Genomic DNA, 26243 nt, shown 5'->3' on the forward strand with positions numbered 1-26243 from the left:
AAAAATATTTTAAAGCGTTGCTATAAGCGACGCTTTTTTATTTTATATACTTTTGTTTTTGTTTTCTATATAAATTAAATGATTAATAGTAACACTATTTTTAATATTAAAAATCAAACAGAATTTGAAGGTTTAGCATTGCAAATCTTTAATTATCAGTTTAAAAATAATCGTGTATATCGATCATTTTGTGATTTACTGTACAAGCACCCTAGTGATGTTAAAACTATGACAGACATTCCTTTTTTACCTATTCAGTTTTTTAAATCGCACAACATACTAAGCACTAAAAATAATATTGAAACTACATTTACTAGCTCTGGAACCACAGGAAATGTTACAAGCAAACATCATGTAACAGATTTAAAAATTTACGAGCAAAGTTTCACCAAAGGTTTTCAACAATTTTACGGCGACATAAAAGACTATGTTGTTTTAGCCTTGTTACCTTCGTACTTAGAGCGCGAAGGATCATCGTTGATTTATATGGTAAATGAAATGATTTCTCAATCTGGTTACATAGAAAGTGGTTTTTATCTCAATAATTTATCTGAGCTAAAGGACACTTTAATTAAACTAGATTCTAATAAAAAAAAAGTGCTTTTAATTGGTGTTTCTTTTGCTTTATTGGATTTGATTGAAAGTTATAAATTTAATCTTAAAAACAGCATTATTATGGAAACTGGTGGTATGAAAGGAAGAAGAAAAGAATTAATAAGAGCAGATTTACACAACAAACTAAAAGCTGGTTTTGGTGTTGAAACTATACATAGTGAGTATGGTATGACTGAACTTTTAAGTCAAGCTTACTCAAATGGAAATGGCATTTTTAATTGCCCAAGTTGGATGCGCATTTTAACACGAGACACTGAAGACGCTCTAACTATTCAAGAATCTGGAAAAACAGGCGGAATAAATGTTATAGACTTAGCAAATATTAATTCTTGCGCATTTATTGCTACACAAGATTTAGGAAGAACTTACAAAAATGGCTCTTTTGAAGTGATTGGGCGTTTTGACAATTCAGATATTAGAGGCTGTAATTTGATGGTGTTATAGTATCTGTAAATATTTATTAAAATGATTCGACAAAAAGTGAACTAAGAAAAAGAAAGATTAGTTTGTTGGTTAATAAAAGCTTGGGGGTTAACTCAGGTTTTTAGTTATTTTATACTTAAAACAAAGTAATTTTTTTTACCTCGTTGTAGTAAAACAAATTTATTATTAATCAAATCTTTATTGGTAATTTTATAATCTTCTTTAACTTTTTCTTTATTAACAGAAATTGAATTTTCCTTTAATGCACGACGTGCTTCCCCATTAGATTTTAAAAAGCCCCCCTTTTGCGCCAATGCTGAAATAATATCTAATCCGTTTTCAATATCAGATTCTAAAATTTCTGTTTGCGGTACACCATCAAAAACATCTAAAAAAGTTTGCTCATTTAACTGTTTTAAATCATCACTTGTAGATTTTCCAAACAAAATATCACTTGCTTTTATAGCATTATCTAAATCTTCTTTAGAGTGTACCATGGTTGTAATTTCTTCAGCTAAGCGTTTTTGTAAAACACGCAAATGCGGTGCCTCTTGATGCTTTTTTATTAAGTTATTAATAGCTTCCTCATTTAAAAAAGTAAAAATCTTAATGTACTTTTCGGCATCTTCATCACTAGAGTTTAACCAATACTGATAGAACTTATATGGTGATGTTCTGTTAGCATCTAACCAAACATTTCCACCTTCGGATTTTCCAAATTTTGAACCATCGGATTTTGTAATTAACGGGCAAGTTATAGCAAATCCTTTTCCGCCAGAAATTCTTCTAATTAATTCGGTTCCCGTTGTAATATTCCCCCATTGATCGCTCCCACCCATTTGAATTGAGCAATTGTTACTTGAGTATAAATAAAGGAAATCGTAGCCCTGTACAAGTTGATAGGTAAACTCTGTAAAGCTCATTCCTTCTGATGATTCTGATGAAATTCTGTTTTTTACAGAATCTTTAGCCATCATATAATTTACTGTAATATGTTTACCAACATCACGAATAAATTCTAGAAACGAGAAGTCTTTCATCCAATCGTAATTATTCACTAAAATTGCTGCATTTTTAGCATCACTTTCAAAATCTAAAAAATGTGCTAATTGCTTTTTTATAGATTCTTGATTATGCCTAAGCGTTTTTTCATCTAATAAATTACGCTCGTTAGATTTACCAGACGGATCGCCAATCATACCTGTTGCTCCACCAACTAATGCAACAGGTTTATGCCCACAGCGCTGATAATGCGCTAATAACATTATAGGTACTAAATTGCCAATATGCAAAGAATCTGCTGTTGGATCGAATCCTACATAAGCGCTTCGCATGCTTTCCATTAAATGGCCTTCTGCACCAGGCATAACGGTATGTATCATGCCTCTCCAAGTTAATTCTTCAACAAAATTCTTTATCATTATTAAATATTTTAGTAAACAATGGCAAAGATAAAAATACATGAAGAATTACTAAGCAATTCAAGATGAATCTTTAAATATTCTAAAAAATATCCTAGTATAGTGTTTATTGCATTTTTAATTCCACACCTACTGGGTAGTGATCGGACAGATACCAATTTGGTTCTTTATTGTATACTTGAGCATTGCTAAGTTTTTTGCTCAATAAAGGTGAAAGAAAAATGTAATCTATACGCTGTAAACGGTTTACTAATTCCTCAACAGATTCTGAGTTTACTTTTCCTAAAATTCTTCCTGGAAAACTTCCTCTCTCATTTATTGTGTTGGTAAACTTTTGACAAGCATCAATAAGCGGAAAAGCCATAAAACTTGAAATCACAGAATAATCCAATTCATTATGAGCCAAATTACCTGCTCCCCCCTTATCTTTATTTGAAAGTCTCAACCGATTTAATAATACATCATTCTTATATAAATCAGCATCCATAGGCGAAAGCGCATTAAAATCTCCCATTACTATATAATTTGGGTTGCTCTTAACTACTTCTTTTAATTTCTTTAAAATAATTTCAGCTTCTTGCTGCCTTTTTTTATAGCTTGACGGAGAAAAATGAATAACAAATACATCAAAGCCTCCTGTTTTACAGTGTAAAGCGCCATGATGCATATCCTCAAAAATAGTTTCCTTTACTTCTATTGGGGATTTAGAAGTTAAACCTACAGAGTATCCTTTCTCTTTTAATAAAACAGAATATAAATGTCCCCAATTATTTGCATCTTCTTCTAATTTTTTGGGAGTATAATTAACTAACTCTTGTAAGCCAACAATTGTTGGTTGCTCAGAATCTATCCAATTTACTACTTGCGCTCTTCTTTTTTCATCTTTTCCGAAGTCATATCCGTTCCATATATTATAGGATATAATTTTAACTGTTTTAGAGTCTTGCTGCGAGAACCCAAAAACTCCAATAAAAAATATGAGAACTATAAAATTATAATACTTACTTACCATTTTTGCCGTTTACTCTTCAGTAAAAATAACAATTATAATTAACCTTTAATAGAATTAAAGTAGTAACAAATATTCACTATTTTAGACCCATGATTTTAGTTACTGGAGGTACTGGTTTAGTTGGCGCACATTTACTTTTTAAGCTTATTAAAAATGGCGAAACAGTTCGTGCTATTTATAGAACAGAACGCAAGCTTAATAATGTAAAAAATGTATTTTCGTGTTATACTGAAAACTACGAATCTCTTTTTAAATCTATTAAATGGGTTAAAGCAGATATTTTAGATATTCCACTATTATCAAATGCTTTTAAAGGTGTAAGTTACGTTTATCATTGTGCTGCATTTGTATCTTTTGAGCCTAATAAATATCAGCTTTTACGAAGAACCAATATTGAAGGCACTGCTAATATTGTTAACCTATGTATTTCCAATAACATAAAAAAATTATGTTATGTAAGCTCTATTGCTACCACAGGAAACACTACTAATAACGAGCCTATTACAGAAAACACTGAGTGGAATCCTGAAGACGATAATAGTGTGTATGCCATTACAAAATATGGTGCCGAAATGGAAGTTTGGCGTGCTACACAAGAAGGGTTAAATGTTGTAATAGTAAATCCTGGACTTATTTTAGGGGCAGGTATTTGGCATTATGGGACAGGAAGTTTATTTAAAAAAGCACATAAAGGATTAAAGTATTTTACCTCAGGAACCGTAGGGTTAGTCTCTGTTGGAGATGTAGTTTCTATTATGGTTAAATTAATGAATAGCCCAATAAAGAATGAGCGTTTTATTTTAGTGGCAGAAAATTGGACTTACAAAGATTTTCTTCAAGTTTTAGCAAAAGCTGTTAAGAGTAAACCTCCAAAAAACCAAGCAAGTAATAATCTTTTGAGTTTAGCCTGGAAATTAGATTGGTTGAAACATAAATTAACTGGCAAACGAAGACAACTAACAAAACATATTACCAAATCTTTAATCACTGAAACTAACTATAGTAGTTATAAAATAAAAAAAGCCATAGAATTTGAATTTACACCAATAGAGGGAAGCATTGCTGCTATTGGAAATCTATATCTGAAACAGGTGTAATTAGTCCTTCTTCAACTGGTGTTTTTAAATTTATTTTTTCTAAAGAATCTTTTTTAACAAGTATCTGCAAAGAATCTTTCAATTTAATTAATCGAATAGAATCTTTTTTAATTAAAGGCTTTAATGAGTCTTTTTTTACTAATGCGCTTATATAATTTTTTATTTTTAAAATACGAATTGAGTCTTTTTTTATAATGCTATTAATAGAATCTTTATACTTTTTTTCTTGTTCCTCTTTTTCTGCTAAATCAGAAAACTTATCATTTAAACTACCTAAACTATCCTTAACTTTTTCATATATATCTATATAATCATCAACATAATAGGCATAATAATTATTGCTTAAAGCAAATTGCAAACTATCTATGTTATATTTTTTATAAATATAGGCTTCTGATTGCAAATTGTTTTCTTCTAAAGTCCTTTTATTCTTTCCATTTGCAGAAGCTAACAATCTAACATCTATTATGATGTTAACCATTTTATCCTTCGGAATTAAATTCTTTGGTTTTTTTGGTTTATTGTATTTATAACAGGCTGTTGCTAATAATACAAGTGAAAAATATGTTAAAAATCGTTTTAATATCATCTATTAAAAGTTAATTGTTTTGCTGCATTAACATTATAAAACTTAAAGTTTTTATAAGCTAAACTCCCGTTTATAAAAGTATGAGTTATTCTAGATTTAAATGTGGCGCCTTCAAATGGAGACCATCCACATTTATAGAGAATATTATCTTTTTTAACGGTCCAAGGATGGTGTAAATCTACTAAAACTAAATCGGCAAAATAACCTTCTTTTATAAATCCGCGTTTTTCAATTTGAAACAAAATAGCAGGATTGTGACACATTTTTTCTACTATCTTTTCTATTGAAATTTTATTTTTATGATGCATTTCTAGCATTGCAGGTAATGCGTGTTGTACTAAAGGTCCACCAGATGGTGCTTTTGTATAAACGTTTTCTTTTTCTTCAATAGTATGTGGTGCATGGTCTGTTGCAATAACATCAATTCTATCATCCAATAAAGCCTCCCATAATTGATCTCTGTCAGTTTGTGTTTTTACAGCTGGATTCCATTTAATATATGTCCCTTTTTCATCGTAATCTTTATCGGTAAACCAAAGGTGATGAATACAAACCTCAGCTGTAATTTTTTTATCTTTTAGAGGTTTGTCATTTGTAAATAAATTAGTTTCCTTTCCTGTTGACAAATGAAACACATGCAATCGAGCTCCTGTTTTTTTAGCCAATTCAATGGCGTTTGAAGAAGATATATAGCAGGCTTCCTCACTTCGTATAACTGGGTGGTATTTAATAGGAATATCATCACCATATTTATCAATATGGTCTTGAAGATTCTTTTTTATTGTTCCTTCGTCTTCGCAATGTACAGAAATAACCATATCTGTACTTTTAAAAATTTTCTCTAAAACTTTTGGATCATCTACCAGCATATTGCCTGTTGATGAGCCTAAAAATAATTTTAAACCTGCAACCGATTTAGGATTAACTTTTAAAATTTCATCTAAATTATCATTAGTGCCACCAAACATAAATGAATAATTTGCTGATGATGTTTTAGCAGCTATTTCAAACTTTTCTTCTAATTTCTCAATGGTTGTAGTTTGCGGATTTGTATTTGGCATTTCTATAAACGAGGTAATACCACCTGCTATTGCTGCCTTAGATTCGGTTTCAATATTGGCTTTGTGCGTTAATCCAGGTTCTCTAAAATGCACTTGATCATCAATAACACCAGGAAGTAAATATTTTCCTTCTGCATCAAACACATGTACATCGGCAGATTTTGCACTTATAGATTCGCTTATTTGTTTAATATATTCGCCTTCAATTAAAATATCGCCATTAAAAATTTTACCTTCATTTACAATTTTGGCATTTTTAATTAGAGTTGTTTTTAAGGTCATTTTATACTTTTATTTTTTAAATACACTTTTTAGTTTCATCGATATTACTCCAAAAACAGCTTCAGAGATAATCCCCGAACTTAGTTTCGATTCCCCTTTTGTTCTATCTGTAAAAATAACTGGAACTTCAGTAAGTTTAAACTTTTTTAAATAAGCTTTAAATTTCATTTCTATTTGGAATGCATATCCAATAAATTTAATTTTCTTTAAATCTATGGTTTCTAAAACATTTCTTTTATAACAAACAAAACCTGCAGTAGTATCATGAATACGCATACCTGTAATGACACGCACATACTTTGATGCAAGATAAGACATAAGCACACGTGCCATGGGCCAATTAACTACATTAACCCCTTTTACGTAACGCGAGCCAATGGCTAAATCTGCACCCTCTTCTTCACAGGCTTTATACAGTTTTATTAAGTCCTTTGGATTGTGCGAAAAATCGGCATCCATTTCAAAAATATATTGATACGATTTTTTTAGGCACCAATTAAAACCATGTATATAAGCGGTTCCCAATCCAGCTTTTTCTTTTCGTATTTCTAAAAATAATCGATTTGAGAATTCTTCTTGTAATTCTTTTACTTTTAAAGCTGTTAAATCTGGAGAGTTATCATCAACAATAAGAATATGAATACCATCCGACTGAGAAAAAACAGCTCTTATAATAGCTTCAATATTTTCTATTTCGTTGTAAGTTGGAATTATAACAACTGTATCTTGCATTAACGACGATATATTTATTATGAGATGATATTTTTAGCAAATGTACATTATTTAATAATTTATTTTTTTTAAATATTCCTTAATATTTATAGATGATTTGTGAATATTTATAATAATTTTAGGGTATGTATCGCGATGTTATCTCAAACGAACTTTTTACGGTTTTAATGGTTATTGCAATTACCGCTATAGCTGCAGCAAAATTAGTTGCTCCACAGCGATTTAATGATTTTATTTATGTTTTAGGAAACTCGAAATACCTTAAAATATATTCTAAAGACCAAAAGTTTTTAGACAAGTTTGATGCCTTATTATTTTCTAACTTAATTATTTCTGGCTCAGTATTTATTTATTTAATCTATCAAAACGTAACTGAAACAAAAATAATTTCTATCAATATTCTTTTTAAATTAGTTTTTGGTATTGCAACTTTTATTTTAATAAAAGTACTTGTTGAACGGCTTATAGCTAGCCTTTTTGAGATTGACAAATTAATAGACCAGTATCTTTTTCAAAAAATAAGTTACAAGAATTATTTGGGGTTATTATTGCTTCCAATTAACGCTTTATTAATTTTCTCAGTTAAGCCAACTTTACCCATTTTTTATGTGATTATTACGTTATTATTAATAGTTAATATTTTTGGCGTAATTACATCATTCAAAACCCATCAAAACACAATAAAACCCGACTTATTGCATTTTATTTTGTATCTTTGCGCTCTCGAAATTGCACCCTATATTATTTTATACAAGGTGTTTACTTCGTAAACTCAAAAAATAAACGACTTGTTGTATATGAAAGTTAAAACAATTTTAGTCTCTCAGCCAGAACCTAAGATAGAGAATTCTCCTTATTTTGATTTACAAGAGAAGCAAAAGGTAAAAATAGATTTTAGACCTTTTATACATGTTGAAGGTGTTTCTGCAAAAGCTATTAGGCAACAAAAAATAGATTTGAATAATTATACTGCAATTATTTTAACCAGTAGAAATGCAGTTGATCACTTTTTTAGAGTTGCTGAAGAAATGCGTTTTAAAGTTCCAGACACTATGAAATATTTTTGTCAATCTGAAGCTGTAGCATTTTACCTTCAAAAATATGTGGTTTACAGAAAACGCAAAATTTATGTTGGCAAACGCACTTTTGCCGAACTTTCTCCATTAATTAAAAAATACAAAGACGAGAAATTTTTATTACCTAATACAGATAAAGTTAAACCCGCAGTTCCAGAAACTTTAAATGCTCTTGGTGTTGATTGGAAACAAGCTACATTTTTTAAAACTGTAGTTAGCGATTTATCTGATTTAGAAAATGTAACCTATGATGTTTTAGTGTTTTTTAGTCCGTCTGGAATAGAATCATTATTTCAAAACTTCCCAGATTTTAAACAAAACAAAACACGTATTGCCGTTTTTGGAAATACTACAATTAAGGCGGTTGAAGAAAAAGGGTTGCGTGTAGATATTGCTGCACCAACTCCTGAAACACCATCAATGACCATGGCTTTACAAAAATACATTGACAAAGCAAATAAAGGGAAATAAAACACCTCGATAGAAAGCGAGATATTAAAATTCCGAAAAAATAAAAAAGCGATTTCAAATATAATGAAATCGCTTTTTTATTGAACTTTACAAAAAAATGTTATTTACAACATAGATTTAATTACTTTTATTAAGCATGAAATTTAATAAAAAAACATGTTTGATAAATTAAGTGTTTTTCAAAACCATCAAGACTTTTTACTAAATATTCACAAAAATAAAGAAGAAAAGTTGTTTGAGTTTTTTCGACTTATTAACCATGAAAAGGTTGATATATCTGATTACGATAATCTTAAAAAGATTACTCATTTAGTAATGAACCAATTAAAGAAATCAGATGATAATTTCCTATCATGGCTTTACTTCTGTGGGGAACACATAAACTTGAAATTTAATTGCAAATGGGCTTTGATGAAATATAATTTCATCAATAAAGAATGGTATTCCCCTATCTTAATTAATGAAAAAAATGATATTTGGAATATAGGTCAAGATTGTGAAAGGCTATATTACAAATACAATCGATTATACAATATTGAATTTTCTACTTTCTACAAAATGTCAATCGAAAGACTTTTGAGTAAGAACAAACTAGGTGATATTGAACAAAATGGGTTAATCGATTTTATAGAACTGAAATGAAAAAATCGCCTATAAATTAAATTATAGACGACTTTTTTGTTTTTGAGCTAGTCACTCTTTTAAAATGCGTAACGTTGTGGTCCGCCACGTCTTATTTCTTCGTTGCAATGTGCTTCAAACTTTTTAAAGTTCTCACGAAATGCATTGGTTAATTTAAATGCTGTTTTATAATAAGCTTTATCATTATTCCAGGTGGCACGCGGACTTAAAACACTGGTTGGCACACCTGGACAAGTTCTAGGTTGTGCTACTCCAAATACAGAGTGTATATGGTAGTCATCGTAATTGTATAATCCTAAATCCCCATTCAATACAGCATTAATCATGGCACGTGTATATTTTAATTTCATTCGTATCCCTACACCGTAAGGCCCACCTGTCCATCCTGTATTAACAAGCCAAACGTTAACTCCAGATTCTTTCATCTTTTTACTTAGCATTTCAGCATATTTTGCTGGATGCAATGGCATAAAAGGCGCTCCAAAACATGCAGAAAAAGAAGGTTGCGGCTCAACAACACCAGCTTCAGTTCCTGCAACCTTTGCAGTATAACCCGAGATAAAATGATAAGCAGCCTGACTTGGTGTTAATTTAGAAATAGGAGGCAATACTCCAAAAGCATCTGCAGTTAAAAAGAAGATGTTTTTTGGGTTTTTTCCAATAGATGGTTGTTTTATATTTTCAATATGATAAATAGGATAGCTTACTCTTGTGTTTTGAGTAATAGAAATGTCTTCAAAATCTACATGCCCCTTTTCATCTAAAATCACATTTTCAAGAATAGCATCTTTTTTTATAGCATCATGAATTTCAGGTTCTTGTTCTCTAGATAGATTGATTACTTTGGCATAACAGCCGCCTTCAAAATTAAATACAGTATTTTCGTTAGTCCAACCGTGCTCATCGTCACCAATTAAACTCCTATTTGGATCTGTAGATAATGTCGTTTTTCCAGTACCAGATAATCCAAAAAAGATAGCGGTATCGCCTGCATCACCAACATTAGCGCTACAATGCATTGGCAACGTGTTTTTAAATACTGGCAAAATAAAGTTTAAAGCAGAAAAAATACCCTTTTTAATTTCGCCTGTATAGCCTGTGCCACCAACTAAAACAATTTTTTTAGTGAAATTTAAAATGGCAAAATTATGCTGTCGTGTTCCATCTATATCAGGAACCGCCATAAAACCTGGTGCATTTACTACCGTCCATTCTGGAGTAAAATTTGTCAATTCTTCTTCCGTTGGTCGTAAAAACATGTTATAGGCAAACTGATTACTCCAAGGATACTCATTAATAACACGAATATTTAATTTGTAGTTTTCATCTGCACAAGCATAACTATCTCTTACAAAAACTTCTTTGTTAGATAGGTATTCTACAACTTTATCATATAAAGCATCAAACTTATCGGCATCAAACGGAATGTTAATATCGCCCCACCAAACGCGGTCTTTGGTAATATCGTCTTTTACAATAAATCGATCTTTAGGAGAACGACCAGTAAACGCTCCTGTATTAACTGCTAAAGCTCCAGATGAAACTTCTTTGCCCTGCCCTTTTTTAATTGCAATATCATGAAGTTGATTGGGCGAAAGTTGATAATTTACTTTGGCATTTTTAATGCCGTAATCTTCTAACGCAATCGTTTTCGTAAATTGGTTGTTATTTACCATTTATCGTTGTAAAATTATTTATCTGGCAAAATTAAAACTTTATTTTAAAGTATCTATAAAATTTTGCTATTTATCACCTTATATTTTACGAAATTAACAAATAGTAAAATCCATGCAATAATTAAAAGCAAACCGCCAATTGGTGTTATAAAAGCTATTGTTTTAAAATCAAAAGCGGTTAATTGGTTAGTGGCTAAACCATAAATTGAACCCGAAAAGAAAAGCACTCCTATTAGTATAAAGTAAAAAGTAAATTGTTTCGTTTTTTGGCTTATTACAGAACTGCTACCTACAAACAAAAGTAAAAGCGCATGGTACATTTGATAGCGCACTCCAGTTTCGAAGGTTTGCAAAGATTCAACTGATATCGATGCTTTCAATCCATGTGCACCAAAAGCACCTAAAACAACACTTATTAATCCTAAAAGTGATGCTGTAATTAATAGTTTCTTGTTCATATTTATATAAATTATTCGTAAAAAATCCTTTTTATATTCATTAAATTCGCAAAACCAAACTGCTTAAATACCTATTTAGTTTTAAAAACAAAATTACTCAACAAATCTCACTATGCGAAAGATTTTAGTTATTGGTTCTGGAAAATCATCATCATATCTTATAAAATACTTATTAGATAAATCATCATCAGAAAGTCTACACATTACTATAGGTGACATTAATATAAAAAATGCAAAAAAATTAATTGACCATCACAAAAATGCCAAAGCAATTACTTTGGATGTATTTGATGAAACTTCGCGTATTGAAGCTATTAAAAATGCTGATATAGTAGTATCTATGCTACCTGCGCGTTTTCATATTGAAGTTGCAAAAAACTGCATCGCTTACAAAAAACATATGGTTACTGCATCATACATAAGCAAAGAGATGCAAGCTTTAGATAGTAATGCTAAAGCAAACGGAGTCGTTTTAATGAATGAAATTGGCGTGGATCCTGGGATAGACCACATGAGTGCAATGCAAGTTCTAGATAACATAAGAGATAAAGACGGTAAAATTATTTTATTTGAATCATTTACTGGCGGTCTTGTTGCTCCTGAAAGTGACAATAATTTATGGAACTATAAATTCACTTGGAACCCAAGAAATGTGGTTATCGCAGGACAAGGTAGTGCTGCTAAGTTTTTACAAGAAGGCACTTATAAATACATTCCGTACAACAGATTATTTAGACGTACCGAATTTTTAGATATTGATGGTTTTGGACGTTTTGAAGTTTACGCAAACCGCGATTCGTTAAAGTATCAAAGTGTTTATGGTTTAGATAATATTAAAACATTATACCGTGGCACCATGCGTCGTGTTGGCTTTAGTAGAGCATGGAATATTTTTGTAACACTAGGAATGACAGATGATAGCTATACCATTGATGATAGCGAAAACATGAGCTACCGCGATTTTGTTAATGCTTTTTTACCATATAGTCATTCAGATTCAGTAGAGTTAAAATTAAGGCATGCGCTTAAAATTGATCAAGACGATATTGTTTGGGACAAATTAGTTGAACTAGATATTTTTAACGCCAATAAAAATGTTGAGCTAAAAAAAGCAACCCCAGCGCAAATTCTTCAAAAAATACTAATGGATAGCTGGACATTACAAGAAGACGATAAAGATATGATTGTTATGTACCACAAATTTGGTTACGAGCTAAATGGTAAAAAACACCAAATAGATGCCACTATGGTTGTAGTTGGCAAAGACCAAACTTATACTGCTATGGCAAAAACCGTTGGTTTACCTGTAGCTATTGCAACTCTAGCCATTTTAAACGGTAAAATAACCACTCCAGGTGTACAATTGCCAATTACTAAAGAAGTTTACAAACCTATCTTAAATGAGCTAAAAGATTTCGGTATTCAATTTAATGAAAAAGAAGCACCTTATTTAGGGTATAATCCTTTAAATAATTAAGGTTTAGATGTCATCTGTCGCATCCTAAAATATGGCTAGAGGTTAAATTAAATTTACGCTGACAATTGATACATCATTACAGTCTTAAACGAAATTATCATTTTTTTTCTTATAAAGTCAAGTTTCAATTTAAAATCAAATGTTTATTTTTATGTTTTAAAATCAAATCAAATAACAAGATTCCCTTCTTCAAGGAAATGATACAAATAATTTATTAATGAAAATTATAAATCAGAACATACACATTGATGGTATCGATAAAAAGATACTTCGTGCTTTAATGGGAGATGCCCGAACACCAATTCTGGAAATTGCCAGAAGTGTTGGTATTTCTGGAGCTGCTATTCATCAACGTTTGCGCAAACTAGAAAAATCTGGATTAATTTCGGGCTCTAAATTTGTTATCAACCCTAAAGTTTTGGGTTACACTACTATGGCTTTTATTGGTATTTATTTAGATAAAGCTATTAGTAATCCCGAAGCGGTAAAACAACTTAAAAAAATACCCGAGGTTTTAGAATGCCATTACACTACAGGTAATTGGAGTGTTTTTATTAAAATATTGTGTAAAGATAACCAACACTTAATGCATTTATTAAATAGAGAAATTCAATCGATTTCTGGTGTTTCGCGTACCGAAACTTTTATATCGTTAGACCAACAAATTGATAGACAGATAAGTATTTAAAGTACAAATCCAAAACAATTGTTTTGGCTTTAAATTATTACAATTGAGATGCTAAATAAAATTCAGTACTACAAAACGTTTTCTGTATTACATCTTCATCAACCAAGAACGCACATCTACTTCTTGTTTAATTATAGCTCTTAAATCTTCTATTTTAACACGTTGTTGCTCCATAGAATCTCTATGTCTAATGGTAACGGTGTTATCCTCTAATGTATCATGATCTACTGTAATACAAAATGGTGTTCCGTTGGCGTCTTGCCTTCTGTAGCGTCTTCCAACTGCGTCTTTTTCGTCGTAAATCACATTAAAATCCCATTTTAACTCGTCAACAATTTCACGTGCTACTTCAGGCAATCCATCTCTTTTTATTAAAGGTAAAATTGCTGCTTTTACAGGTGCTAAAACACTTGGTAATTTTAAAACCGTACGTGTTGTTCCGTTTTCTAGTTCTTCTTCTTGCAATGAATTTGAAAATACTGCTAAAAACATTCTATCTAGGCCAATAGAAGTTTCTAAAACATATGGCGTGTAGCTTGCATTATCTTCGTGGTCAAAATATTGTAATTTTTTTCCTGAATATTCCTCATGTGCTTTTAAATCGAAATCTGTACGCGAATGAATACCTTCTAATTCTTTAAAACCAAATGGGAATTTAAATTCAATATCGGCAGCGGCATCAGCATAATGTGCTAATTTTTCATGGTCGTGAAAACGGTAATTATCTTCACCCATTCCTAAAGAAAGATGCCATTTTAATCGTGCTTCTTTCCAGTGTTTGTACCATTCTTTTTGCGTACCAGGTTTTATAAAAAACTGCATTTCCATTTGCTCGAACTCGCGCATTCTAAAAATAAACTGCCTTGCAACAATTTCGTTTCTAAAAGCTTTTCCAGTTTGTGCGATTCCAAACGGAATTTTTAAACGACTTGTTTTCTGTACATTTAAAAAGTTTACAAAAATACCTTGCGCCGTTTCTGGTCGTAAATATAAATCCATAGCAGAATCTGCCGATGCACCCAACTTGGTTCCAAACATTAAATTAAACTGTTTAACATCAGTCCAGTTTTTACTTCCTGTTAAAGGGTCGGCTATTTCTAACTCTTCAATCAACGCTTTTACATCGTCTAAATCTTCATTTTCTAAAGATTTTGCCATCCGCGAAAGCGTAGAATTTATTTTTTCTTGATATCCTAAAACACGTCCGTTAGTAGATAAAAACTCCTCTTTATTAAAAGCATCTCCAAAACGTTTTGCAGCTTTAGCAACTTCTTTATCAATTTTCGCTTCAATTTTAGCACAATAATCTTCAATTAAAACATCGGCTCTATATCGTTTTTTGGAGTCTTTATTATCTATTAATGGATCGTTAAACGCATCTACGTGTCCCGACGCTTTCCAAGTGGTTGGATGCATAAATATAGCAGCATCAATACCCACTATATTTTCGTTCATTTGCACCATGGCTTTCCACCAGTAGTCACGTATGTTTTTCTTTAGTTCTGCTCCGTTTTGTGCGTAGTCATAAACAGCGCTTAAACCATCATATATTTCACTACTTTGAAACACATATCCGTATTCCTTTGCATGCGAAATTACCTTCTTAAATTTATCATCTTGATTTGCCATAGGTGCAAAAATAAAAAACCGCTTTAAACTAAATGCGTTCTTGGTTAAAATTTGCGACTAATTCATTAATAAATATTTATATTCGTGTATTTGAGACTGATTTTTAGTAATAATCCTCGATTTCGCAAAATGTTTAAATCACTTGTCAATTTATTCTTCCCAAAAGTATGCTATGCTTGTCTTAACTTATTGAATGACAACCAAGACACTATTTGTATTGATTGCAGGCACGATTTACCTGTTACTAACTTCCATTTTGACGATAGTGATGCGGTAAAAAAAGTACTTTACGGTAGAGCAAAAGTTGAAAACGGAACAGCTCTTTTTAGATTTGAAAAAAAAGGGTTGGTACAACAACTTATTCACGGATTAAAATATAAAGGTTACGATAATATTGGATTTTTCTTAGGAAATTGGCTTGGTGGTGAGTTGATAGAAATTGAAGCTTATAAAAATATTGATGTTGTAATTCCTGTACCGCTTCATAAAAACAAATTAAAAAAAAGAGGCTTTAATCAAGTAGCAAAGTTTGGGCAACAAATTGCAAATTCTTTACAAGTTGATTATAAAGATAATGTCCTTATTAAGGTTACTAACACTAAATCTCAAGTTAATAAAAAACGATTGGCTCGGTGGAATCATAATGAAGAATTATTCACTTTACAAAATGCATCAACTATTAAAAACAAACACATCCTTTTGGTTGATGATATAATTACTACTGGCGCTACGCTTGAAGCTTGTATTTCGGTTTTAAATCAAGCCAAAAACATAAAAATAAGTATTGCAACTATGGCAATAGCATAACGTTTTGCTCGTTATGTTTCTAAAATCATGTACTTTTGCTAAAAATTTAAAATTAGTTGATGAATAAATCCCTTTCTAACTTTATTTTTGTAGCTTTTATATGCTTGGTTTTTACTAAGTGCGCTAATAGAGGCACTCCACAAGGTGGCCCTAAAGATGTAACACCACCAGTTATTGAAAAATCTACTCCAGAAAACTTTACTACTAACTTTAAAGGTAACGAAATAAGAATTGTTTTTGATGAATACATTAAAATTAAAGACATACAAAAACAGCTTATTATATCGCCACCCATGAAATACCAACCAGATATTACACCGCTTGGGAATGCTAGTGAAGAGATAAGAATAAAAATTAACGATACATTACCACCTAATACCACATACGCATTTAACTTTGGAAATAGTATTACCGATAATAACGAAGGTAATCCATTTCCTTATTTTAGATATGTCTTTTCTACAGGCGATTACATAGATTCGCTTACAGTAAATGGCCAAATTATAGATGCTTTTAAACGAGAACCCGAAACTTTTGTTACTGTGGCTCTGTATGAGGTAGACTCTACATATACCGATTCTATAATTTATAAAGAAGTTCCGAAATATGTTACTAATACTTTAGATAGTCTCACCACCTTTTCTATAGAAAACATTAAAGCTGGAAAATATTTGCTTATGGCTTTAAAAGATGGTAATGGCGATAATAAATTTCAGCAAAAAACAGATCAAATAGCATTTCATAAAGAATTTATTGATGTGCCCTCAGATTCAACATTTTACACTTTAAAATTATTTAATGAAGAACTCGATTTTAAACCTGTAAAACCACGTTTAATATCTGGAGAAAAAATTGCTTTTGGTTATGAAGGCGATTATAAAAATATGGACATTAAAATCACCTCTGAAACACCAGATGATTTTACATATAGAATTACCAAAGATGAAAAAACAGACACGCTCTATTATTGGTATAAACCCAGATTAAAAGTAGACTCGTTGTTGTTTAAAGTAACGCATCCTACTATTGAAAAAGATTATAAAGCACGTATTAGCGAGCAAAAAAGAGATTCATTAATAATTAAAGCTGAACCTACTGGAAAAATTAACGACCAAGAAGCTTTTAATATTTTTGCCAACACACCTTTAACTGCTTTTGATGCTTCTAAAATGAAGATTTTAGATAAAGATTCTACAAATGTTGAATTTACAACTGTGTACGACTCCATAAAAAACATATACAGTTTTGATTTTAAAAGAACCGAAGACAACAGCTATAAAGTACAGGTTTTACCCGAAGCCTTTATTGATTTTTTTGATAATAAAAATGATACTTTAAATTACGCTTTAAGCACTAAAAAAGAATCTGACATAGGTAATCTTAGAGTTATTGTTAACAATGCTACTTACCCAATTATCGTTCAATTAACAAATAATAATGAGGAAGTAAAATATGAAAAGATTTCTACAAAAAAAGAAGCTTTAGATTTTTTAAAAATAGACCCCGGTAAATATTTTTTGAGGGTTATATTTGATAGCAATGGCAATGGAAGATACGACACTGGTAACTTTCTTAAAAAGATTCAACCAGAACGTGTTAGCTATTTACCAAGTAAACCTGATGATGAGATTAGAGCTGGTTGGGATGATGTATGGATTATTGATTTATTAGACTAAATAAATCTCTATCATCTAAAAACTTAAGCTTGTTTCTGTAAGCTGTAATATGCTTTTTTTCAAGTGTTACAATTTCTATCTGTTCTTTATTGGGTGTAAATGAAGTAACCAAATTCCCTAAAACATCGTAAACTGCAGAATGCCCAGAATATTCACTATTTACACCATCAATTCCAACTCTGTTTACACCAATACAGTAACTCATATTTTCAATAGCACGTGCCCTTAACAAAGCATCCCAAGCAGATACTCTTGGTTTAGGCCAATTGGCAACATACATTAAAACATCATAATCTTCAGTATTTCTTGCCCAAACAGGAAAACGTAAATCGTAGCAAATTTGTGGGCAAATTTTCCAACCTTTATACGCTATAATCACTTTTTCGGTACCTGCAGTAAACACTTTGCCTTCTCTAACTAAAGTAAACGTATGTCGTTTATTATAAATAGCTATTTTCCCAGAAGGTTCAACAAACAACAATCGATTATAATAGGTGTTATTTTCTGAAATTATAATACTTCCAGTAATGGCCGTATTATATTTTAAGGCTATACTTTTCATCCATTCAACCGTTTTTCCTTGCATAGTTTCGGCAACTTCTTTGGCATGCATTGTAAAACCCGTTGTAAACATTTCGGGTAAAATAATGATGTCAACCTGCTCAGAAATAGCTTCAATTTTAGATAATAAAATTTTCCTATTCAATTCAGGAGCTTCCCAAACCAAATCGGATTGCACTAATGCTATTTTAAGTTGTTTTGCCATACTAAACGCGTTTTAGTTTCTTTTCGGCTTTTTCATGGGCTTCTTTAAGTTTTTCAATCTTTTTAAGCCACTTAGCTTCATCTTCAGGAGATAGCTTGCCTTTCTTTTTTAGTCTCTCATATTTCTCTATAGACTGCATGTGCTTTTTAGCAGATTTATCAAAATTAGATTGTGCTTTTTGCTTTTGTTTCAAAGCTTTTTCGGCTTTTCTCTGTTTCTTCTCTGCCAGTTTCTGTTTCTTTTCAGCTTTTTTAATCTGCTTCTCCTTTTTTTCAGAAGTTTTTTCTAAGGTCTTTTTTTTATTAAAAGCTTCCTTTATTTGTTCTTGTTCTTCAACAGAAAGTTTACTTGTAACATCAACGCCTTCTGTTAAAATACTGCTTCCTTTTACCGTGTATATAGTTCCATTGAAATTTACTTCCTGTGCATTTAGTATAAAACTAAAACACATCAATAATATTACAATTAAAAATTTCATTTTCATCTAAATTTTTAGGATTAATATTGATTTAGACACATCATTTATAAAAAAGTTACTTTGTTTAAATACCATTTAAAATATCTGCGGCTTGTTTTAAAGTTTCATCTTTTTTAGCAAAGCAAAACCGAAGTATTTTACTTTCTATTTTAGTATTGTAAAGAACTGATATGGGTATAGATGCCAACTTATTTTCGATAGTTAGTCGTTTTGCAAAATCGACATCATTTTCTTGAGTGATCGCTGAATAATCTAAAAGCTGAAAATAAGTCCCTTTTGATGGTGTAAACTTAAATCGTGAGTCTTTTACCAAGCTTAAAAACAAATCTCTTTTTTCTTGATAGAAAGCTGCTATTTCTAAGTAATTATTTTCGTTTTCTAAATATTCTGCCAGCGCTTTTTGCATAGGATGATTTACACAAAACACATTAAACTGATGCACTTTTCTAAACTCACTCATCAACTCTTTTGAGGCACAACAATACCCGATGCGCCAACCGGTATTATGAAATGTTTTACCAAAAGAAGCCACAACAAAACTCCTCGATTTTAAATCTGAAAACAAGCATGCACTTTGGTGCTTTTTGCCATCAAAAACAATATGTTCGTAAACCTCATCGCTCAATACAATAATATTTGTGCCCTTAGTAATCTCTTGTAATTGAAGCATATCTACTTCAGAAAAAACAGTGCCAATTGGGTTTTGTGGCGTATTGATAATAATCATTTTAGTACGATTATTAATTTTGGTTTTTACAGCGTTCCAATCGACTTTAAAATTTGGCGATTTAAGTTCAATTGATATTGTTTTTCCTCCTTGCAATTCTATTGCAGGCTCGTAACAATCGTAAGCTGGTGAAAAAATAATAACTTCATCATTAGCTTTTATAAAAGCAGATATAATACTAAAAATAGCTTCAGTAGCACCTGTTGTAATTGTAATTTCGGTTTCAGGATGATAACTTGTGCTATATAACAAATCAAACTTTTTAGCTATCGCTTCGCGCAACTCAATACTTCCCTGCATTGGAGCATATTGGTTATGCCCGTTCTGCATCGCCTTTGTAACTAAATCAATAAGTTTTGCGTCCATTTTAAAATCTGGAAACCCTTGCGATAAATTTATAGCATTATGCTTTTTAGCTAATGCGCCCATAACCGTAAAAATGGTTGTACCAACGTTTGGGAGTTTTGACTTGTTTTGCATGAGCTAAAGATAGTAACTTCTTCATAAAGCTTAAACACCTAAAATTTTAAGCAATTTTTGTTTATAAGTCCTTCCGATTGGAATTTTATTATCTTTTATAAAAAGTATATTTCCTGAAATTTTATTTACAAATTTACTGTTGATAATAAAAGATTTGTGGACTTGTATAAATATATTCTCGGGTAATTTATGCTTTTATTAATAACCTACATTTTGTGTTTTCTCAATCATTTAATAAACTTAGAACAGACCAAAAAGGAAATGAACTTTTACTTGGAGAAATCTCAAAATCTGATTTAACTAATAATACTTTTTATACTTGGTTTTCAAAAAATTATAACAATTATTTAGTTGATAAAAGCATTACTAAAAAATTAAAAGGCTCTTTAAATCAATATGAAATTAAAGTTTTTTTAGGTACTTGGTGTGGCGATAGTAAAAAGGAAATTCTAAGATTTTACAAAGTTTTAGAAGCGACAAAATTCCCTGAAAACCAATTACAAGTTATTGCGGTTAATAGAACTAAAGAAACCTATAAGCAAAGTTCTAATCATGAGGAAAAAGGGTTAAATATTCATCGTGTTCCTACCTTTATTTTCTACAAAAACGGTAAAGAAAATAAATAGAATTGTTGAACACCCAAAGGAAACTTATGAGCGCGATATACTAAATATTGTAACTAAAAACACGTACACCCCCAAATTATGTTGCAGCAAATTATATGCATTATTTACTAAACACAAAGCCTATATACAGTTTAAAATCACAAGAGCTTAATTTAGCTTCAGGACTTACAGAATTTGTAAAAGCCAGCAGAGAGTTAAATACTTTTGAGTATTCGCTTTTGCGATCAAATCAAACAGATAAAGCATTATTTGTTTTTAATTTAAACACCAAAATATTTCCTTACAAACACAATGTTTATGATAGTTTAGGTGAAGCTTATTTTGAAACTAAAAACTATACCGAAACTTTAAAAAGCTATTATAAAGTATTGAGTTTAAAACCTGATGGTAGAAATGCTGTGAGTATGGTTAATAAAATTAACCAAGTAATAAAATAATGTTTTAACATCTACAGTTTTTAAATTCTAATTAAATAATCTCATTTTAATTGTCATATTTTTAAAGTTCTTGTAACTAATATAATAGAAACAAGAATGAAACTATGAGTGACAAACTGGAGAATCTATTTTTAAACGTAATTGAACAAAATCAACAAAAGCTTTTTAGAATTTGCTCGGTTTACTCCAAAAACTCTGAGGATGCAAAAGACCTTCTGCAAGAAGTATTGATTAATATTTGGAAATCGTTACCCTCTTTCAAGTCTAAATCTTCAATTGAAACCTGGGTATATAGAATTACACTCAACACCTGTCTTCGTTTTCGTTCAAACGACATTAAAAAACAGAAACGATTCATTTCTACAGATGACCTTAGTGATTTTGGCATACAAATGGAAACTGAAAACGAAGATCAAAAAGAGAAATTAGTCCAACTTCGAAATTGTTTAAATATTTTAAATAAAGGAGATAAAGCCATCATCTCTCTTTATTTAGAAAAATTACCCTATAAAGAAATTTCAAATATTACAGGTCTAACAGAAAACAATGTTGCTGTAAAAATTAAACGCATAAAAAAGAAATTATTGAATTGTATAAATAAAACATTATGATAGAAGAAGACGAACTTATTAATATCTGGCAATCGTCCAGCAATCAAGAACGTATTAAATTTGAAAAGTCTAAATTAATTTTAGAAATGAAATCTAGTTTAGATCGTTTCAATAAATCTGTAAAATATCGCGACTTAACAGAATATATAAATGCTATAATAATGATTCCTCTTTCAGTGTATGCTGCATATGCCTTACCATATATACTATCAAAAATTGGTGCTTTATTTTTAGCTCTATTACTAATTTATGTGGTTATTAAACTTAAAAGCTTAAATAAACACAAACCAAATATTTTAAGCAATTCTTATATTGATTATTTATATCAATGTAGAAATTATCTCAGTATTCAAAAAAAATTGCGTGAAACAGCACCTATTTGGTATATTTTACCTTTACTAACAGGTGCTCTATTGTTTGCTTTAGGAGTCATTTTGAGTATTAAAGGTAAAGTCTACATAAAAATCACAGTATTAAGTATAATTGCGGTAGGCGTTGTAGCAACCTATTTTTACAATATCTGGATTATAAAGAAACAATACATCCCAAGGTTAAAGAAAATGGACGAGCTTATAAAAGCAATGGAAACGTGATTTTTGATAGTTTCTCGATACAATTTTATTCTGTTATCCTCCATAAAATTGCTCGAAGTGATAAGTATGCTTTAAAGCATCATACAAAGTGAATGTCAGGTCGAGTGATTCTGTTTTTTACAGAATTGTATCGAGACCTATTTAGAGTTAAAAATTTTCTTTGAAAGATTTGGCAGTTTTTCAAATTCATTATTAATTAAAGCTTCTTTTTTAGCTTTGGACCATTTTTTGATTTGCTTTTCAGTTGCAATAGCCATATTAGGGTCGGTAAATTCCGCATAAAATTCTAATGTAAGTGGTCTTCTAGAAAATGTATAGCTTTCTTTGTGCTTCCCAGTTTTGTGTTCCAAGTAGCGCTTTTCAAGATTAGAAGTAAAGCCAGTGTAATAGGTGCCGTCAGAGCATTTTAAAATGTAAACATAATAGACTTTCATAATCAAAGTTTTACTTCTCGATACAATTTTATTCCGTTACTCTTCATAAAACCACTCGAAGTAACAATAAGTTTCAAAGCAAATTACTAACTATGTTGTCAGTTCGAGTGGTTTCGATTTTTTTCATCGAAATTGTATCGAGAACAAATTAAAATTAAAAAGCTTCTCGATACAATTCCTCATTCTTCGGAATCACTCGAAGTGACAAGCTAATCAACTAAACAATCTCCATTTTTTTCAATAAAAAAGAGGCATTCATATTTTGGCAAATACCTTGTTTTAAGGTGTAATCAAAATAAAGTTCGTCATTTATAATTTTGGCATCAAAATAATAATTCTTTACATCATCAAGTTCTTTTTCAATCTCGCACAAACTTAAATCGTGTGTTGCAATAATACCTGTAGCGTTTGAAGCAACAAGCTTTTCAACAAACTTACGCGATCCAATAGCTTTATCGGTACTATTTGTCCCTTTTAAAATTTCATCTAAAACTATAAAATAAGGTTCTTTTGCAATGGCGTCTACTATGTGTTTTAGTCGTGTTAACTCTGAAAAGAAATACGAGCTATCATCAGTTAACGAATCCGAAGTACGCATACTTGTAATTAATTTTACTGGTGAATATTGACTTGATTTTGCACAAACAGGCAAACCAACATTTGCCATAACAATATGCAATGATACCGTACGTAAAAATGTGCTTTTCCCAGCCATATTTGCTCCAGTAACAATAAAAAACTGCTCATTTTCTATCAATAAATCACTATCAACACGCTTGTTTTTATTTAATAGTGGATGCCCTAATTCTTCAGCTTTAATAACCATTTTATTGGTACTAATTTTTGGAAACACAAATTCAGGATGATTAAATGCAAAGCCACCTAGTGAGTTATAAGCATCGAAAAAAGAAACAACTTCAAACCAATCAGCTACCTTATTAGCATGCTTTTTAATCCATTGTTCTATGTGATAACTGTTTCGCAAATCAGACAGAAATAAACCGTTTCCAAAAATGGCTGATATTAAATTATTTCTATTATCTAAAGCATCCAAAGATTTAGAAAGGTCTTTAAAAATAGTTGATGCTTTTTTATCATCAGACTGAATTTGTTGTTGCTTTTGTTTTAATAATTCTGATGTAAAATTTTCATTTTCAATATGCTTTAAAAGTGATGCATATTGCCTAAATGTATCTTTCAGTTTGTCTGTGTTTGAAGCTAAGCTATTCACTTTTTTTAAATACGTTCCAGATATCCCTAAACCTACTAACAACCAATAACCAATCGAGTCAGCAGTAATTAGACTAAACATAGCTAATCCAATTAATACAAGTGTAATTAAAGTGAAAGCAAGAGGTAACCATCCCATCATTTTTGGCAAAAACGGTTTGTAGTTATCTAGCCAATTAATAATATCTTTCGCGAGTGTTTTAACCTCAACCAAACTTGATGTTGCCGAATAGTGTTGTCGCCATTTAGGTTTGCTACACAATTCTTTAATAGCTCCTTGTCTAAAAACTATAGCATCGGTAGTGTTTGCCAAAAAGCTATCAGTTAATTTTTGAGTACCTTCTTTAATAGTGGTTCGGTTTATAAATTGAAAAAACGAACCACGACCAAACAAATCGATATCTAAACTATAAAAATGATTCGGATTTTGAAACTGTAAACCTTCGCTTCTATGATGAAAATCTCCTGAAGCTATTTTAATTTCCTCTTCATTAATTTTAACTAAAGCCTGATTAAAATTATGTTCCGCTTTAACATCTGTATATTTTAAAAGCAAAAAAACAAAAACACCAATTCCAACCACCAATATTAATACTGCAATTTGCCAATAATTAAAGCTCAAATAAACACCAAAACCAGTTGCTATAAACACCATGACTCTAAAAACACCTAAGCTAGTCATACGTTTGTACAACTTATCGGCTTTAGTTTTATAAGTTTCTAAATGTTGCTGATAATATAATAAAGGATTATTCATTTTAATTTTTTGACTTAGTTTCCCGCTTATGCGAGAATGACAATTTTATTAAGAAACCTAAAAGCTATTCTTCTAGGAATTTCTCGTGAGTAAAGAAACAAAAAAGCTCTGAAAATTTTCAGAGCTTTTTTTATTTAAATGGATTGTTTTAATCTCTTCCACCAAACACTTGAAGTGCCCAATATAATAAGGTAGCTAAAGCACCAATGGCTGCTACTAAATACGTTCTTGCTGCCCACTTTAGCGCATCTTCAGATCCTTCATATTCTTGCTGAGACACCATATTTTTATTTTTCAACCACGCTAGTGCACGATTACTCGCATCGTACTCAACTGGTAAGGTTATAAAACTAAATAGAGTAGCAAATCCCATCATTACAACACCTGCAACAGCAACCCACCAACCTAAGCCTAAGCCAGCAGCTCCACCAAGTATAAGACCACCAATAATTAACCATTGCGACATACCAGACGATACGCTTACAACTGGCACTAAAGTAGAACGCATTTGCAACCAACTATAAGCCTGAGCATGTTGTACAGCATGTCCACATTCGTGTGCAGCGACTGCTGCTGCTGCTGCATTACGCTGATTATAAACCGCCTCACTTAAATTAACCGTTTTGTTTTTTGGGTTATAATGATCGGTTAAACGACCAGGTGTCGAAATAACTTCAACATCAGTAATACCATGGTCTGCTAACATTTTTTCAGCAATTTCGGCACCACTCATGCCATTGCGTAACTGTACTTTAGAGTACTTTTCAAACTTCTTTTTTAAAGTATTGCTTACTAACCAACTTACTAAAGCAATAGCTCCAATTAATATATAATATTCGTACATTGTATCTTTTTTTTAAGTTTTAATTCTGGTTTAAATATAGCAATAATTACACCAATTTTATCTTATGCAATTTTGTCAGTAGTTATATTATGTCTTGCCGTATTTTATTTTAAAGTAAATAAGAAAAAATGCAGAAACAATAGTTATAGTATTGGTAACTATCATAGATGGACTAGGTATATAAAGTGCATAAACCAGCCATAATATGATCCCAACAAGAAACATTAATAACATAGGAAGTGACAAAGCAGAAACGTCCTTTGTTTTCCAAGTTTTATACACCTGAGGCAAAAATGCAGCTGTAGTTAAAAACGCTGCTATAAAACCTATCATTTCTATATAATCCATAAATAAAAAATGTTTGGGCACCTGCCTGCCGGCAGGCAGGTTACCACAATCCTTCGACTGCGCTCAGGGCAAGTGGTCGG

Annotated in this window: 28 protein-coding genes and 1 pseudogene; 13 read left to right on the top strand and 16 right to left on the bottom strand. The window is 31.0% G+C overall.

Annotation, left to right across the window (positions count from 1 at the left end):
• Positions 1-78 precede the first annotated feature (78 nt).
• Positions 79-1059 (top strand): LuxE/PaaK family acyltransferase, encoded by a 981-nt coding sequence (locus L3X37_RS08445; protein ID WP_237239733.1) that lies wholly within the window; start codon positions 79-81, stop codon positions 1057-1059.
• A gap of 104 nt (positions 1060-1163) precedes the next feature.
• On the opposite strand, the gene tyrS is transcribed toward L3X37_RS08445, so the two are convergent.
• Positions 1164-2459 (bottom strand): tyrosine--tRNA ligase, encoded by a 1296-nt coding sequence (tyrS, locus tag L3X37_RS08450; protein ID WP_237239734.1) that lies wholly within the window; start codon positions 2457-2459, stop codon positions 1164-1166.
• Positions 2460-2565: 106 nt separating this feature from the next.
• On the bottom strand, positions 2566-3471 hold the full coding sequence (locus tag L3X37_RS08455) for an endonuclease/exonuclease/phosphatase family protein (RefSeq protein ID WP_237239735.1): 906 nt from the start codon (positions 3469-3471) through the stop codon (positions 2566-2568).
• Positions 3472-3560: 89 nt separating this feature from the next.
• Here L3X37_RS08455 and L3X37_RS08460 point away from each other — a divergent pair, with 89 nt between their 5' ends.
• Complete coding sequence (locus L3X37_RS08460; RefSeq protein WP_237239736.1) at positions 3561-4568, top strand: NAD-dependent epimerase/dehydratase family protein; 1008 nt, start codon at positions 3561-3563, stop codon at positions 4566-4568.
• Here L3X37_RS08460 and L3X37_RS08465 read toward each other — a convergent pair.
• Genes L3X37_RS08465 through L3X37_RS08475 form a run of 3 tightly spaced genes read right to left on the bottom strand, consistent with a single transcriptional unit; the run spans position 4537 to position 7232 of the window.
• Complete coding sequence (locus L3X37_RS08465) at positions 4537-5157, bottom strand: DUF4296 domain-containing protein (RefSeq protein ID WP_237239737.1); 621 nt, start codon at positions 5155-5157, stop codon at positions 4537-4539. The two genes, L3X37_RS08460 and L3X37_RS08465, sit on opposite strands and share 32 nt — an antisense overlap.
• Complete coding sequence (locus tag L3X37_RS08470) at positions 5154-6500, bottom strand: dihydroorotase (protein WP_237239738.1); 1347 nt, start codon at positions 6498-6500, stop codon at positions 5154-5156. The genes L3X37_RS08465 and L3X37_RS08470 overlap by 4 nt, the downstream gene beginning before the upstream one ends.
• Positions 6501-6509: 9 nt before the next feature.
• Entirely contained in the window at positions 6510-7232 is a 723-nt protein-coding gene (locus L3X37_RS08475; RefSeq protein ID WP_237239739.1) for a polyprenol monophosphomannose synthase, read from the bottom strand.
• A gap of 125 nt (positions 7233-7357) precedes the next feature.
• On the opposite strand from L3X37_RS08475, the gene L3X37_RS08480 reads away from it, so the two are divergent.
• The 3 genes from L3X37_RS08480 to L3X37_RS08490 all read left to right on the top strand — a co-directional run bounded on the left by L3X37_RS08480 (position 7358) and on the right by L3X37_RS08490 (position 9421).
• Positions 7358-8002 carry a DUF4271 domain-containing protein gene (locus tag L3X37_RS08480; protein ID WP_237239740.1) on the top strand — a complete coding sequence of 215 codons (645 nt, stop codon included), beginning with the start codon at positions 7358-7360 and terminating at the stop codon, positions 8000-8002.
• Positions 8003-8029: 27 nt separating this feature from the next.
• Positions 8030-8779 (top strand): uroporphyrinogen-III synthase, encoded by a 750-nt coding sequence (locus L3X37_RS08485; protein ID WP_237239741.1) that lies wholly within the window; start codon positions 8030-8032, stop codon positions 8777-8779.
• Between the two features lie 156 nt (positions 8780-8935).
• On the top strand, positions 8936-9421 hold the full coding sequence (locus tag L3X37_RS08490) for a hypothetical protein (protein ID WP_237239742.1): 486 nt from the start codon (positions 8936-8938) through the stop codon (positions 9419-9421).
• Positions 9422-9480: 59 nt separating this feature from the next.
• Here L3X37_RS08490 and pckA read toward each other — a convergent pair whose 3' ends face one another.
• Together pckA and L3X37_RS08500 are read right to left on the bottom strand one after the other, a co-directional pair.
• Positions 9481-11097 (bottom strand): phosphoenolpyruvate carboxykinase (ATP), encoded by a 1617-nt coding sequence (gene pckA, locus L3X37_RS08495; RefSeq protein WP_237239743.1) that lies wholly within the window; start codon positions 11095-11097, stop codon positions 9481-9483.
• Positions 11098-11150: 53 nt separating this feature from the next.
• Positions 11151-11555 (bottom strand): DUF423 domain-containing protein, encoded by a 405-nt coding sequence (locus L3X37_RS08500; protein ID WP_237239744.1) that lies wholly within the window; start codon positions 11553-11555, stop codon positions 11151-11153.
• Between the two features lie 112 nt (positions 11556-11667).
• Between L3X37_RS08500 and L3X37_RS08505 the strand changes: the two genes are divergently transcribed.
• Together L3X37_RS08505 and L3X37_RS08510 are read left to right on the top strand one after the other, a co-directional pair.
• The gene (locus tag L3X37_RS08505; protein WP_237239745.1) at positions 11668-13032 is read left to right on the top strand and encodes a saccharopine dehydrogenase family protein; all 1365 of its coding nucleotides are present in this window, start codon (positions 11668-11670) and stop codon (positions 13030-13032) included.
• Between the two features lie 217 nt (positions 13033-13249).
• Positions 13250-13720: an Lrp/AsnC family transcriptional regulator gene (locus tag L3X37_RS08510; protein WP_237239746.1), complete on the top strand. Its 471-nt coding sequence runs from the start codon at positions 13250-13252 to the stop codon at positions 13718-13720.
• Between the two features lie 87 nt (positions 13721-13807).
• Here L3X37_RS08510 and L3X37_RS08515 read toward each other — a convergent pair whose 3' ends face one another.
• The gene (locus L3X37_RS08515) at positions 13808-15349 is read right to left on the bottom strand and encodes a glycine--tRNA ligase (RefSeq protein ID WP_237239747.1); all 1542 of its coding nucleotides are present in this window, start codon (positions 15347-15349) and stop codon (positions 13808-13810) included.
• 129 nt (positions 15350-15478) lie between these two features.
• Between L3X37_RS08515 and L3X37_RS08520 the strand changes: the two genes are divergently transcribed.
• Together L3X37_RS08520 and L3X37_RS08525 are read left to right on the top strand one after the other, a co-directional pair.
• Positions 15479-16156: a ComF family protein gene (locus L3X37_RS08520; protein WP_237239748.1), complete on the top strand. Its 678-nt coding sequence runs from the start codon at positions 15479-15481 to the stop codon at positions 16154-16156.
• Positions 16157-16215: 59 nt separating this feature from the next.
• Positions 16216-17832: an Ig-like domain-containing domain gene (locus L3X37_RS08525; protein WP_237239749.1), complete on the top strand. Its 1617-nt coding sequence runs from the start codon at positions 16216-16218 to the stop codon at positions 17830-17832.
• Here the strand turns inward: L3X37_RS08525 and L3X37_RS08530 are convergent.
• From L3X37_RS08530 to L3X37_RS08545, 4 genes and pseudogenes are all read right to left on the bottom strand, one after another.
• The gene (locus L3X37_RS08530; protein WP_237239750.1) at positions 17813-18598 is read right to left on the bottom strand and encodes an amidohydrolase; all 786 of its coding nucleotides are present in this window, start codon (positions 18596-18598) and stop codon (positions 17813-17815) included. The two genes, L3X37_RS08525 and L3X37_RS08530, sit on opposite strands and share 20 nt — an antisense overlap.
• Before the next feature lies 1 nt (position 18599).
• The gene (locus L3X37_RS08535) at positions 18600-19076 is read right to left on the bottom strand and encodes a hypothetical protein (protein ID WP_237239751.1); all 477 of its coding nucleotides are present in this window, start codon (positions 19074-19076) and stop codon (positions 18600-18602) included.
• 64 nt (positions 19077-19140) lie between these two features.
• A complete protein-coding gene (locus L3X37_RS08540; RefSeq protein WP_237239752.1) occupies positions 19141-20283 on the bottom strand; it encodes a methionine aminotransferase in 1143 nt (380 codons plus the stop codon).
• Positions 20284-20313: 30 nt separating this feature from the next.
• Positions 20314-20463 (bottom strand): annotated as a pseudogene (locus L3X37_RS08545) (LytTR family transcriptional regulator DNA-binding domain-containing protein); the annotation flags it as partial.
• A gap of 35 nt (positions 20464-20498) precedes the next feature.
• On the opposite strand from L3X37_RS08545, the gene L3X37_RS08550 reads away from it, so the two are divergent.
• From L3X37_RS08550 to L3X37_RS08565, 4 genes are all read left to right on the top strand, one after another.
• Complete coding sequence (locus tag L3X37_RS08550; protein WP_237239753.1) at positions 20499-20909, top strand: thioredoxin family protein; 411 nt, start codon at positions 20499-20501, stop codon at positions 20907-20909.
• 95 nt (positions 20910-21004) lie between these two features.
• On the top strand, positions 21005-21346 hold the full coding sequence (locus tag L3X37_RS08555; RefSeq protein ID WP_237239754.1) for a tetratricopeptide repeat protein: 342 nt from the start codon (positions 21005-21007) through the stop codon (positions 21344-21346).
• A 104-nt stretch (positions 21347-21450) separates the two neighbouring features.
• Entirely contained in the window at positions 21451-21957 is a 507-nt protein-coding gene (locus L3X37_RS08560) for an RNA polymerase sigma factor (protein WP_237239755.1), read from the top strand.
• The gene (locus L3X37_RS08565) at positions 21954-22550 is read left to right on the top strand and encodes a hypothetical protein (RefSeq protein ID WP_237239756.1); all 597 of its coding nucleotides are present in this window, start codon (positions 21954-21956) and stop codon (positions 22548-22550) included. Before L3X37_RS08560 ends, L3X37_RS08565 begins: the two co-directional genes overlap by 4 nt.
• Before the next feature lie 137 nt (positions 22551-22687).
• On the opposite strand, the gene L3X37_RS08570 is transcribed toward L3X37_RS08565, so the two are convergent.
• From L3X37_RS08570 to L3X37_RS08585, 4 genes are all read right to left on the bottom strand, one after another.
• Positions 22688-22984: a GIY-YIG nuclease family protein gene (locus L3X37_RS08570; RefSeq protein WP_237239757.1), complete on the bottom strand. Its 297-nt coding sequence runs from the start codon at positions 22982-22984 to the stop codon at positions 22688-22690.
• 217 nt (positions 22985-23201) lie between these two features.
• A complete protein-coding gene (locus L3X37_RS08575) occupies positions 23202-24971 on the bottom strand; it encodes a MutS-related protein (protein ID WP_237239758.1) in 1770 nt (589 codons plus the stop codon).
• Positions 24972-25119: 148 nt separating this feature from the next.
• Positions 25120-25815, bottom strand: a complete 696-nt coding sequence (locus L3X37_RS08580; protein WP_237239759.1) for a zinc metallopeptidase — start codon at positions 25813-25815, stop codon at positions 25120-25122.
• An 87-nt stretch (positions 25816-25902) separates the two neighbouring features.
• Positions 25903-26163 carry a SemiSWEET family sugar transporter gene (locus L3X37_RS08585; RefSeq protein ID WP_237239760.1) on the bottom strand — a complete coding sequence of 87 codons (261 nt, stop codon included), beginning with the start codon at positions 26161-26163 and terminating at the stop codon, positions 25903-25905.
• Between the last annotated feature and the right edge of the window lie 80 nt (positions 26164-26243).

It is taken from the genome of Wocania arenilitoris (assembly GCF_021728535.1).
GTDB classification, from domain to species: Bacteria; Bacteroidota; Bacteroidia; order Flavobacteriales; family Flavobacteriaceae; genus Wocania_A; species Wocania_A arenilitoris.